Consider the following 13,222-nt stretch of genomic DNA (forward strand, 5'->3'; position numbering starts at 1 on the left):
ATAAATGAGTTACCAGAAATAGGCTCTCTCGATAGCTATAAAAAGGATAAATATCTATGAATAACAAAAATTTTATGAGCAGTGATGATATTCGACATGAGTTTTCTATGGCCATGTCAGCAATGTATCAAGCAGAAGTTCCGTTATATGGGGATCTGATTGATTTGGTCAGTAAAGTGAATGCTGAGGTCTTGGCCACGCAACCTGAGATCAAATCCCAACTATTACATACTGGAGAAATTGAGCGATTGAATATGGAGCGGCACGGTGCGATCCGGTTGGGTACAGCATCAGAGTTGAGTATGATGCGCCGTCTTTTTGCTGTTATGGGTATGTATCCTGTGGGCTACTATGACTTAGCCCCTGCTGGAGTGCCAGTGCATTCGACTGCATTCCGGACTCTAGATTCTCATTCGTTGCACAAAAGCCCCTTTCGAGTCTTTACCTCGCTATTACGTCTAGATCTCATTGGTGATGTGGCTCTTGAAAGAGAGGCAGTTAAGACACTACAAAAGCGACGTATTTTCACTGATGATGTGATTGAACTTATTGAACGTTTTGAGGTGCAAGAGGGTTTAATCCTTGAGGATGCGCAACATTTTATAAAAGAAGCGTTAGAGACTTTTCGCTGGCATGACAAAACCCCTGTGACAAAAGAGCTATACCAGAAATTATTACACCAGCATCCGCTCATTGCTGATGTGGTGGGTTTTAAAGGCCCTCATATTAATCATCTAACACCTAGAACACTGGATATTGATGCAGCTCAACAGAAAATGCAGACAGGAGGTATACCATCAAAAGCCATTATCGAAGGACCACCTCGAAGAGCGTGCCCAATCCTGCTAAGACAAACAAGTTTCAAAGCGTTAGAAGAGGCTGTGAGCTTTAAAACTGCCTATATAGGTGACTCAGATGAGTGCTGTGATGGCTATGAGCAAGGGTCTCATACGGCACGCTTCGGTGAAATTGAGCAACGCGGAGTAGCGTTAACTCCAAAGGGTAGAGCGTTATATGACACGTTGCTTAACGAAGCTCGTAACCGGTTGGGGGTAACACCTAATGAAGACAATGCGTCCCAGTACTATCAGATTCTAGACGAGACATTTAGCAAATTCCCTGACAACTATCAAACCCTACATGATGCCGATCTAGCATACTTTTATTATCAGCTAACTGACAACACACATGATTCTGGTCAAGCACAAGCATTGCTATCAGCCGCATTTCACAAAGTTAATTTGAATACAATATCTCGTGCTGAGCTGAGCACACTTATTGATGATGGTGTCATTCGTATTGAGCCAATTGTGTATGAAGATTTTTTGCCTGTGAGTGCAGCAGGAATTTTTCAATCTAACCTTAATCAGAGTAAAAACAATAGCTATGATCATTCTTCAAGTCAACAGGATTTTGAACAAGCATTAGGAACTGCGGTCTATGACGAGCTTAAATTATATGAAGAAATACAGGCTCAAAGTCTGAAGCAATGTCTTGCTGTTTGAAGTTGACAGTAATATTAATGCGTACATTTAAGGGCCATTCCTAAATGGAATGACTGCAAGAATTTTATTATTTTGCAAGTTATCAGGTTGCAAGGTAATTTAATAAGTGTGTTGAAAAACTAATAAACCATTATACAAAGGATTGATTATGATTAAGCAATATATGTCTGCAATGGGCGTACAAGAAGAACACTATCAAAATGGTGACTTTGAAATAAATACTCCGATTGATGGAACTGTTATCGGCAAGGTTACTTTAGACAGTGTTGCTGAGGTTAATACCAAAATTCAAAATGCCAAAACTGCTTTTCAAGCATGGCGCACGGTTCCTGCACCAAAGCGTGGTGAGCTGATTCGTCTGTTAGGTGAAGTGCTGCGCGAGCATAAAGAAGATTTGGGTTTCTTAGTATCGCTAGAAGCTGGCAAGATTAAAGAAGAAGGCCTTGGTGAAGTGCAAGAGATGATAGATATCTGTGACTTTGCAGTAGGTGTGTCACGTCAGCTATATGGTTTGACTATCGCATCAGAGCGTCCAGGTCACCATATGCGTGAAACTTGGCACCCACTTGGCGTTATTGGTGTTATTTCTGCTTTCAACTTTCCAGTGGCAGTTTGGGCTTGGAATACAGCACTTGCTATTGTCTGTGGTAACCCTGTTATTTGGAAACCATCAGAAAAAGCACCGCTTGTCGCATTGGCTTGTCAGGCGATGTTTGAAAAAGCATTAGCGAAGTTTGGTGATGCACCATCTCATTTGTCGCAAGTCCTGTTAGGTAAGACAGATGTTGGTAATGCTTTAGTCGAAAGTAAAGACATTGCATTGGTCAGCGCGACAGGCAGTACGCGCATGGGTAAAACGGTTGGACCTAAAGTTGCTGAACGCTTTGGTAAATGCTTGCTAGAGCTTGGTGGCAATAATGCGATGATCTTGGCCCCAACTGCTGATTTGGATTTAGCACTCCGCGGCATTCTATTTTCGGCAGTGGGTACAGCTGGTCAGCGCTGTACTACATTGCGCCGTTTGTTTGTTCATGAATCAGTCAAAGATGATATTTTGCCAAGGGTTAAGGCCGCATACTCGACAGTCAGTATCGGGCATCCATTAGAAGGAAATCTAGTAGGCCCACTGATTGACCAAGACAGTTTTGAAAACATGCAAGAAGCATTAGAAAAAGCAAGAAATGCTGGTGGTAAAGTCACAGGCGGCGAGCGTGTATTGTCAGATAAATACCCCAATGCTTACTATGTAACGCCTGCTATTGTCGAATTTGATGAACAAAACGATGTCGTACGAACTGAAACCTTTGCACCTATCTTATATGTCATGACTTACAAAAACTTTGATGATGCATTAGAGATGCAAAACGATGTTCCACAAGGATTATCGTCATGTGTTTTCACCAACGATTTACGTGAAGCTGAAATATTTTTGAGTGATCGTGGCAGTGATTGTGGTATTGCCAACGTAAATATTGGTACTAGTGGTGCTGAAATTGGTGGAGCATTCGGTGGTGAAAAGGAAACAGGTGGTGGTCGCGAGTCAGGCTCAGATGCTTGGAAGAACTATATGCGTCGTCAGACCAATACCGTTAATTATTCAACAGAGTTGCCACTTGCTCAAGGTATTAATTTTGGCTAAGCGATATAGAAGCTAAGCATTGATGATGCTGACTATTGATAGTAGTACTTATAGCTATCAATAGTCAGTACTAACAGTAGTTATTACTAAGGAAGGTAGAACTATCATGATTGATGACACACAGCACGATCCTGCTAAAGATGGCTATGGAGCCTCTTCTAGCTTCTTACTCGATATCGCCCCACTTGTCTTGACCGCCATGATTTTAATGGTACAGTTTTTTGTGTTTAAAGACTTTACCCCTCACATTCCATTGGCTTGCGGTATTCTAATCACGGGCTTATTTATGAAGCTGCGTGGCCGAGACTGGGCTGGCATGGAAGAGCGATTTTTAAAGGTAGTCAAAATAGGTCTACCTGCTATGATTATTCTAATGGGGGTTGGTATGCTCATTGGATCTTGGATTATAGCAGGGACAGTGCCAACCATTCTTTATTATGGGTTTAGTATTTTTTCACCGTCTTCGTTTTTATTCTCTGTCTGCCTTATTTGTGCCATTATCTCAGTTGCCACTGGCACATCATGGGGCACGGTAGGTACCGTTGGCCTTGCAATGATGGGTATTGGAATGGGCCTTGGCATTCCGGCGCATTTTACAGGCGGAGCTATTGTTTCTGGCGCATTTTTTGGTGACAAAATGTCGCCGTTGTCTGATACAACCAATTTGACCCCTGCCGCCGCTGGTGTGGAGCTTTGGGACCATATCAAAGGTATGCTACCGACGACAATTCCTGCAATGCTCACAGCATTAGCCCTTTATGCTTGGATCGGCATTAGTTACGGTGATGATAGTGTCGATCTGTCTTCTATTCAAGCATTGCAAAGCACACTAGCGGATAACTATAGCTTAAGTGTTATTACTCTATTACCTGCTGTAGTAGTGGTTGGTGCTGCCATTATGAAAATACCCGCTATACCTACTGTGTTAAGTGGTGTGGTGGTCGCTTCATTAGTAGCTTTTTTCATGCAAGGCATTGGTGTTAGCGAAATTTTTAATGTTTTGCAAAATGGCTTCAAGAGTGAGACGGGTTTTGAGGTTGTTGATAAATTATTATCAAAAGGTGGCCTAATGTCGATGACATGGGTTGTCACTCTAACTATTTTTGCACTAGCGTTTGTGGGTTCGCTTGAGCATTACGGTACGCTCAAAGCCATCATGGTAAAAGTAGATAAAATAGTGAAATCGCGTTTAGGCTTGATTCTCACAACCTATGCCAGTGTTCTTGGAGTAGGGACGATTATTGGTGATGTCTATACCACGTTGGTACTCCCAGGACGTCTGCTCAAAGATAAGTACAAGGAAATGGGCTATAAACGAACCACACTGACACGGTCTATTGAAGATGCGGGTACGCTATTATCACCACTAATTCCTTGGAACATGGGTGGTAGTTTTGTCGCCGCCACGCTAGGTATAGCAACATTAACCTATGCACCTTTTGCCTTTGCCTGTTGGTTGTCTCCTTTATTTGGTTTGCTATGGGCTGTGTTGGATAAATTCATACCGCGTGACGAACCTGTTGCGGCTACAGATACCACAGTACCTTCTCTCAATAAATTATAACTTCACCGGAGTACGAAATGTTGCAAGAGCAATGTTTGTGGAGCGTAACTGCGCCCAAAATTCATCCCTATGATGAGCTTCGTAGCGATACCCAGACCAGTGTTTGCATCATTGGTGGCGGTTATACAGGATTATCAGCTGCTATCCATTTAGCAGAAAAAGGGGTCAAAGTCACCCTGTTAGATAGCCAGAGTATTGGTAGTGGTGGCTCTGGGAAAAGTGTTGGTCTGGTCAATGCAGGCACTTGGGCACGTCCTGATGATTTAAATATAGCTTTGGGCGAAGTTGAAGGTGAGCGTTTGACAGAAGCATTAGGACATGCGCCCAGTCTCGTATTTGACTTGATTTCACGCTACGGAATTGATGCCCAAGCCACCCAAAATGGCAATATTCATATGGCTCATAATGCCAAAGGCGAAGCTGATGTTGATATTAGATATGAGCAACTAAAGCGCCGCGGTGTGAATGTAGAAGTATTAACGGGTAGCCGTTGCCATGAATATTGTGGTACTACTAGCATTAATAAGGCGCTATTAGATCACCGCACAGGCACGTTGAACCCATTAGCTTATGTAAATGGTCTTGCAAAAGTAGCAACTGAATTAGGAGTGACGATTTATGAGCACTCTACGGTTAATACTTTAGAAAAATCTGATGGAGAGTGGTATGTAAGAACGCCTAAAGCTAGCGTAAAAGCAGAGCGCGTCATTATCGCAACCAATGCTTACACTGAAGGTGAATGGACCGAAGTATCCAAGACCTTTTACTTCGTCTCTTATTACCAAATAGCTTCTGAACCTCTGACGGGTGAGTTGGCCGATCGTATCTTACCTCATAAAAATGGGGCTTGGGATACCCGCTTGGCCTTGTCTAGTTTTCGCCGCGATCATGACGACCGTCTGCTACTCGGTACAGTAGGTGGTAGAGCTTGTAAGCCCAAATCTTTTTATCAGTCATGGGCAAATTGTGTGCAAAAAAGCTATTACCCCGATTTACCTAAGTTTAATTGGCAATATGAATGGTATGGAAATTTTGGCTTTACGCAAGACCATATTTTTCGGGTATTAGAGCCTGATGAAGGCATTCTAACAGCCACAGCTTATAATGGCCGTGGTATCACTACTGGTACACTAATGGGCAAATGCTTTGCTGATTATATTCTAACGGGAGATAGAAGCAGTATCCCACTGCCTTTTAAAACGCTAAAGGAATCCAAAGTCGCTTTATCGAGCATGAAGTCTGTATTTACCGAGGTAGGCCTTACTTTATATCATGCAGGGCAATGCTTAAAAATTATTCGCTAACGTAAATATCAGGTAGCAATAATAGATATTTCATTAAAGGTATCACTGATAATTATCAATATAAACACCATTGGTATGGTACGTGGTAATTAGGTGGTCTGTTCTATCTTTCATCATAGTAGGGAATACATCTGGTGCATGAACTTTTAGAATCATCTCAAGTCGTTATCAATACCCTAATACAGTCGCTATTACATGACTATAAATACGATGCTAGCCAAATCAAAACTGACGCTGAGAGTTTAGAGCATTGGGGCAAAGACTGGACCAAGCATTTTGCCCCAGCTGCATCTGCTATCGTCTTTCCAAAGAGCACAGAGCAAGTGCAATCCATCGTACTTCTTGCCAATGAACACAATATTGTCTTGACCCCCAGTGGTGGTCGTACAGGACTCTCTGCTGGTGCTGTCGCTGCCAACGGTGAAATCGTCGTCAGCATGGATAAAATGAATCATATCGGACAGTTCTATCCTGCAGATCGCATGGTTGAAGTTGAAGCAGGCGTGATCACTCAGCAGCTGCAACAGTTCGCAGATTCCAAAGACTTGTACTATCCTGTCGACTTTGCCTCAGCAGGATCAAGTCAAATCGGTGGCAATATCGGAACCAATGCTGGCGGTATCAAAGTCATTCGTTATGGTATGACGCGCCAATGGATTATGGGACTGACTGTCGTCACAGGTAAAGGTGATATCTTGCATCTCAACCGCGGTATGGTAAAGAACGCCACGGGTTATGACTTACGTCAATTATTTATCGGTAGCGAAGGCACGCTTGGCCTAGTCACTCATGCACAAATCAAGCTTGAGCGTCAGCCACAAGACTTAAACGTCATGGTGCTGGGTATGGATAGCTTTAACGATGTCATGAATGTACTGGCAGCGTTTCAAGCGAAGATTGATTTGACCGCCTTTGAGTTCTTTGATGGTGTGGCCATTGATAAGCTGATGGCACATGGTCAAGTGCAAGAGCCGTTTGAATCTCGCACCAAATTTTATACTCTATTAGAGTTTGAAACACCCTACGAGCCCATCATGGATAAAGCCATGGCCATATTTGAGGATTGCATGGAACAAGGTTGGGTTGTAGATGGTGTCATGAGCCAAAACATCACGCAAGCAGGCGAGCTTTGGAAGCTGCGAGAGTATATCTCAGAGACTATCTCGGTATTTACGCCTTATAAAAATGATGTCTCTGTGCTTATCAGCCATGTGCCAGAGTTTATAGAACAGATTGATCATATTGTCAGCAGTAAATATCCTGACTTTGAAGTGTGTTGGTTCGGTCATATTGGTGATGGTAATCTGCATCTCAACATCTTAAAGCCTGAGAATATGAGCAAAGACGATTTCTTTGCCGAGTGTCAGATTGTCAATAAGTATGTGTTTGAGACGGTACAGAAGTATGGCGGTTCGGTGTCTGCTGAACACGGTATGGGCATGACGAAAAAGCCTTATCTACACTATAGTCGCAGCGAGACTGAGATTGATTATTTACGAGAGGTCAAAAAAGTCTTTGACCCTAATAATATTATGAACCGCGGTAAGATTTTTGATATTAAATAGAAGAATTTAGCTATTAACAATGTTTAATTTCTATGCTTTATAACATCTTTATAATCCGTATTAACAAATTAACAGGGCAGTTTGGGGATAATTATGCAAATTTTAGATATTAATACGGTAAAAAAACAACTGACGATGTCAATGGCAATCAACGCCATTGAGGATTTACTCAAAGTACAAGGCGATCATCCAACGTGGATTAAGACACCTGAGCGCTTAGTGATTCCTACTTTTGAGGAAAGTAACAAAAACACATCTGGCTCACATCTATCTATGCCCTCAGTGGTTTTTGATGGTGATAACGAGTATGCAGTGGTAAAGCTGGTAAATATCTGTCCAGACAACCCTAAACGTGATAAGCCAACAACCATGGCAGTCATTACTGTATCAGATAATGCGACAGGAGAGCTCTTGGCATTTTTGGATGGTATATATATCACTCAAGTACGAACCGCGGCGCTGTCTGGAATTGCGACTAAATATTTAGCGAATCCAGCCAGTAGAGAGGCGGCGGTAATAGGCACTGGAGGAATGGCATATGAACAACTCAATGCGATACTCACTGTGCGTCCAAATATTCAAAAAGTAACGGTTTGGAACAGGACGCCTCAGACGGCACATGAGTTTCAGAATAAATTTGAGCAAGAATATCCACAATGGCAAGTCGATTTTAGAGTTTGTGAAAGTGTCGAAGAGGCTATTAAAAGCGCTGATATTATTAATCTTGCGACACGAGCGATGACAGGATTGTTTGAAGCTTCTCAAATAAAGCCGGATGCTCATATTAATGCGGTTGGTGCTTATCAAGCAACGATGAAAGAAGTCAGCAACTCGGTTATAGAAGCCAGTACTGCTATTATTATCGATGATGCAGAAGGTGGTTTACATGAAGCAGGTGATTTAATACAAGCTCATAATGACATTCAGAGCACTTGGACATGGGATCAACTGACAGGTACGTTAGGCGATCTGGTCAATAAAAAAATCAGTATTGATGCGAATGAGGGTAAAGGTATTACGCTATTTAAATCAGTGGGCGCAGCAAGCTTTGATGCAGCAGTTGCCATAAAGATTGCCCAAAAAGCTGAAAAAGAAGGTTTAGGTCAGTCTATTGAGCTATAAAAATATTTAGCCAATAAATTGATTTTTTTATGAAAATCAATGTAAAGACAATTATTTTAAATTAATGAAATGGGCTTACTATTTAAGGGTATTAATATGCGCTATGACGTGATCGTTATTGGTGCAGGTATGGTGGGAACATCTATAGCCTGGCACCTTCAAAAAAGCAACTCTCAAGTTCTCTTGCTCGATAAAAAGCAACCAGGAGAAGAAACGTCATATGGTAATGCAGGTATTATCACAAGAGAAGCCGTAAATATTAAACCATTTCCTAGAAGTTTTAGAGAATTTTTTAGAGTGTTGCCAAATAATAGTACCGATATTCGATACCGTTGGTCTGCTATATATCATCTTAAAAGCCCATTATTACAGTACTGGATGAGCTCTAGCCCAAAAAAAGTCAAAGAAATAGATAAAGCATGGTCTGCTCTTATTCAGCATTGCACAAATGAGCATGACCCTATGATTAAGGCGTCAGGCGCTGATGGCCTAGTTAGAAAGATAGGCTGGATTGAGCTTCATCGTATATCTAATAGTTATGAATACGCCATTGGTAAAGCAAAAAAAGCGGCTGATCAAGGAGTTGAGTACGAAGTTTTATCGCTAGCAGCGCTAAAAGAGTTAGAGCCAAACATAAATTTTGAAGACTACGTCGGTGGTATTCATTGGAAAAATTCTTGGCAAATAAAAAATCCCAGTAATCTTGTAAAAGCATACGCTGAAAATTTTGAACAAATGGCTGGTGAGATAAAGCAGTCAACAGTAAACAGTGTTATACAGACGGAAGAGGGTTGGCAGGTTACGACAGATGGCGAAACCTATTTATGTCAGGATTTAGTCATTGCTGCAGGTCCATGGTCAACTAGCCTAATCGAGCCATTGGGTTATAAGATACCGCTGTTTCCTATGCGTGGTTATCATCAACACTTTAAAATGACGGATAAGAATGAATTCTCTCACAGCTTGTTTGATGCAAACAAAGGTTTTGTAATGGGAGCAATGGATCAAGGTATTAGAATTACGACTGGAGCTGAAATGGCAATGTCAGATGACCCAAAAAACTTTAATCAGCTAGAATCAGTACTGACGTATGCACGCAACGTTCTACCGCTTGACGTAGCTGTGGAGTCTGAGGCATGGTGTGGCACAAGACCTTGTCTACCAGATATGAAGCCAATTATTGGGCCAGCATATAAACACGATAATTTATGGTTTGCCTTTGGTCATGCACATCAAGGTATGACACTTGGGCCAGTGACAGGGCGTCTCATTGAAGAGATGATTAATGGTAAACCCTTACTGATTGATGCAAAGCCATTTAGTAGTGAGCGCTTTGCTTCCAAGATTTAAAAAACGTAAATTAGGAATCGTGCTGATAGTGACAGAGAAATACCGTCAATATTTGGATCTCAATATTAGGGCGTGTCTTCAATTCACTCGATAGTTATCTAAATGGGCTAAATCTTGCCAAACATCGTCAAATAGCTGGTTAATATCCCGATATTATCTACACTATTTTTCTTGTTTGACGGCAATTTATCTCATTTTTATCACCATTTTTGAAATAAAGACACGCCCTAACAGTATTTCATACCAGTCTTAATATTTTTACCTATATTTTTTCAGACAATTATGCCGCACACGGTATTTTTATTAATAATGTTTTACCTAGCTGATAGCTTCCCTAAAATTGCTGTGCGCTGTAAAAATCTACCAATGGGACATTATTATCAGAAGGCGCTGGGTATCACTGGCCAGAGCATATAAGTTAATGGTAGTTTGATTCGTTCTATCTAATGAGCTGATTAATGTCTCTACCCTTAAGCTAATTGCCTTATAAAGGGTTATTCTATGTTCCGAGCATATGCTGTACTGGTTTTGCTAGGTATTATTTGGGGTTCAAATTTCATTTTTATGAAATGGGCGATAGCTCTAATTACACCCTCTCAAACCGTATTTTTAAGAGTATTATTTGGCTTTTTACCTTTGGCATTAATTGCATGGCATAGAAAAGTCATTACTCGCAAACAGCTGAGATATTTACCTCACTTTATCGTAATGTCGGTGCTTGCAACCTCGTTCTATTATTACGGGTTTGTTGCGGGTACAGCATTATTGCCCACCAGTATTGCTGGATTACTAAGCGGATCAATCCCTATATTTACGTTTTTAGGTGCGGCATTATTCTTACCAGAAGAACGCCCCACCAAGCAGATGGCGATAGGGATTATTTTAGGGTTTGCTGGTATTGTATTGAGTGCGCAACCATGGCAAGGAGATGCAGGAGTATCTATTATAGGTGTTTTGTGGATGCTTACTGGCTCTTTGAGTATTGGTGCGTCGTTCGTATATGCACGTCGTTTCTTATCTCATCTAAAGATGCCACCACTTGCATTAGCCACATGGCAAATAGGTATCGCTGTTATAACGCTTGCGGTATTGATTGATTTTGATGGTATTACTAATATAGCAACAGACAGTCAAGCCATGTGGGGAACTTTTTTTGGGCTTGGTATATTAGGAACGGGAGCCGCTTTTTTAATTTATTACTATGTCATTGAAACGCTAGGCTCGGTGCGTGCGGCTGGCGCAACTTATATTGCCCCAGTTGTTGCTGTTATTATTGGCGGAATAATAGGAGAAGATATTACTCGTTTAGAGATTATAGCTTTACTATTGATTCTTGGTGGCGTTCTGCTTATTCAGACTGGCAGGAAGAAAGTAGCATAGTTCAAATCTTGCACATTAAAATATCTCTATAGTCAATCCACTATGATAATGAGATATCTGAGATTTATCTCACACTCATAGAGCTTGCTACGATAGCTGGTCTTTGTGTTGGCGTTGAGTGCTTTGACTTTGAGTCATATTGGTCTTAATGACTGGAGATATTGACAGATTATAATAAGCTATGTATTGAGTGGTTTGCTAAGAAGTTGTTTAATCTATATTCGAGTTAGGCAGGATTCATCATTGCCATTAATTGAGACTTGTCTTTTATAGTGATAAAACCATAATGCATCTCGATAATGTTCTGTTTTTGCCACGATTGGATGATTTTATTGATAGTTTGTCTGGTAGTGCCAAGCATAAAGCCAAGCTCTTCTTGCGATAAGCGCAGATCTATTTTGATATCATCTCCCGTCTGCTTGCCATAAGTATCGATCAGTCCAATCAGCATACTAGCCAGTCGCGCTGAGGTGTTGAGTGAGGTAGCATCATCAATCCAATCAAATGCTCGGCGAATTCGCTGGCAAGTAATAAGGGCGAGATGCTTGTATAAAATCGGATGCAATTGCGCTGTCTGAATCACTAGATTTCTAGGGATAGAGATTAGCGTTACTTTGTTAATCGTCCACGCATCATGGGTGCGAGGATTGTCATCTATGATAGATATCTCACCAAACCACTCGCCACTGGATAGATGCGCCAGTGTCATGGCATGCCCACTAGCACTAACATTACACACTCTAATCGTACCCGACACAACAAAGTGTAGAGCGGCATCATCGCCATCACCGATGGCATGAATCATTTGACCTTTTTGGTATACCTTTAGCACAGCATCGCCCGCCAGTAGCGGCTGCACAATGGCTGGTAGTTGACTAAACCATGGGTCGTTATTTAAATAATGATTAATATTCATAAGTGTAATGTTTTTGACAGATTTGGTTTTATAAAATGGTGTAAAGTAATCATTCGGGAGATTTAACACAGTAAAGGAATACACCATGCAAACAGCTATGCAAACCGCGACATCAATGGATTCAACATCGAGTGTACACCATAATATGAGCGAACAAGAGTGGCAGATGCGCGTAAATCTTGCTGCCTGTTATCGAATGATTGCCTCTTATGGTTGGGATGATCTGGTATTCACTCATATCTCTGCGCGCGTACCAGGTACTGAGGATGAGTTTTTAATCAATCCGTATGGCATGTTATTTGAAGAAATTACCGCTTCTAGCTTAGTTAAAGTCAACAAAGCAGGCGAAAAAGTAGCACCATCAGAGTTTGAGGTCAATCCAGCTGGATTTATCATTCACAGTGCTGTGCATGAAGCTCGTGAAGATGCGCACTGCGTCATTCATCTGCACACAAATGATGGTGTTGCCGTCTCAGCGCAAGAAAAAGGCTTACTACCCATCTCGCAACAATCATTATTTCCGCTATCTAACTTGGCATACCATGACTACGAAGGCGTTGCATTAAACCCTGAAGAAAAGGTCCGTTTGGTTGCTGATTTAGGCGATGCTAACTTTATGATTTTGCGCAATCATGGTCTGCTCACCTGTGCCGATACGGTTGCCAATGCGTTCTTGTACATGTATATCATGCAAAGAGCTTGTGAGATTCAGATCAAAGCGCAGAGCGGAGGAGGTGCCTTGACGCTGATACCAGCACAAATATTGGCAGGTATCCAAGCTGCATCAGAGCAAGTGACCCGAGGTGCGAATGGCGATATAGCATGGCCTGCATTGTTGAGGAAGTTGCGCCGCACTGACCCATCATTTGAGGAGTAA

The 13,222-nt window shown here is 41.6% G+C and carries 10 protein-coding genes; 9 read left to right on the plus strand and 1 reads right to left on the minus strand.

All coding sequences use genetic code 11. From position 1 onward, the window contains the following. Positions 1 to 56 precede the first annotated feature (56 nt). From I6E83_RS04465 to I6E83_RS04500, 8 genes are all read left to right on the plus strand, one after another. Entirely contained in the window at positions 57 to 1,505 is a 1,449-nt protein-coding gene (locus I6E83_RS04465; protein ID WP_197100136.1) for a VOC family protein, read from the plus strand. A gap of 148 nt (positions 1,506 to 1,653) precedes the next feature. Further along, positions 1,654 to 3,144 (plus strand): aldehyde dehydrogenase family protein, encoded by a 1,491-nt coding sequence (locus I6E83_RS04470; protein ID WP_197100137.1) that lies wholly within the window; start codon positions 1,654 to 1,656, stop codon positions 3,142 to 3,144. A 106-nt stretch (positions 3,145 to 3,250) separates the two neighbouring features. Next, positions 3,251 to 4,708, plus strand: coding sequence for a Na+/H+ antiporter NhaC (gene nhaC, locus I6E83_RS04475; RefSeq protein ID WP_197100138.1), 1,458 nt, complete (start codon positions 3,251 to 3,253; stop codon positions 4,706 to 4,708). A gap of 17 nt (positions 4,709 to 4,725) precedes the next feature. Further along, positions 4,726 to 6,012 carry an NAD(P)/FAD-dependent oxidoreductase gene (locus I6E83_RS04480; RefSeq protein WP_197100139.1) on the plus strand — a complete coding sequence of 429 codons (1,287 nt, stop codon included), beginning with the start codon at positions 4,726 to 4,728 and terminating at the stop codon, positions 6,010 to 6,012. Between the two features lie 167 nt (positions 6,013 to 6,179). Further along, positions 6,180 to 7,577: an FAD-binding oxidoreductase gene (locus tag I6E83_RS04485; protein ID WP_197100182.1), complete on the plus strand. Its 1,398-nt coding sequence runs from the start codon at positions 6,180 to 6,182 to the stop codon at positions 7,575 to 7,577. 93 nt (positions 7,578 to 7,670) lie between these two features. Further along, entirely contained in the window at positions 7,671 to 8,699 is a 1,029-nt protein-coding gene (locus I6E83_RS04490; protein ID WP_110922803.1) for an ornithine cyclodeaminase family protein, read from the plus strand. A gap of 96 nt (positions 8,700 to 8,795) precedes the next feature. Further along, the gene (locus I6E83_RS04495) at positions 8,796 to 10,049 is read left to right on the plus strand and encodes an NAD(P)/FAD-dependent oxidoreductase (protein ID WP_110922804.1); all 1,254 of its coding nucleotides are present in this window, start codon (positions 8,796 to 8,798) and stop codon (positions 10,047 to 10,049) included. A 501-nt stretch (positions 10,050 to 10,550) separates the two neighbouring features. Continuing rightward, positions 10,551 to 11,429 carry a DMT family transporter gene (locus tag I6E83_RS04500; RefSeq protein ID WP_197100140.1) on the plus strand — a complete coding sequence of 293 codons (879 nt, stop codon included), beginning with the start codon at positions 10,551 to 10,553 and terminating at the stop codon, positions 11,427 to 11,429. A 226-nt stretch (positions 11,430 to 11,655) separates the two neighbouring features. Here the strand turns inward: I6E83_RS04500 and I6E83_RS04505 are convergent, their stop codons facing one another. Next, entirely contained in the window at positions 11,656 to 12,345 is a 690-nt protein-coding gene (locus tag I6E83_RS04505; RefSeq protein ID WP_181416253.1) for a Crp/Fnr family transcriptional regulator, read from the minus strand. Positions 12,346 to 12,430: 85 nt separating this feature from the next. Between I6E83_RS04505 and I6E83_RS04510 the strand changes: the two genes are divergently transcribed. Then, positions 12,431 to 13,222, plus strand: coding sequence for a class II aldolase/adducin family protein (locus I6E83_RS04510; protein WP_227680804.1), 792 nt, complete (start codon positions 12,431 to 12,433; stop codon positions 13,220 to 13,222).

This window comes from Psychrobacter sp. SZ93C1, assembly GCF_015864635.1.
Taxonomy (GTDB): domain Bacteria; phylum Pseudomonadota; class Gammaproteobacteria; order Pseudomonadales; family Moraxellaceae; genus Psychrobacter; species Psychrobacter fozii.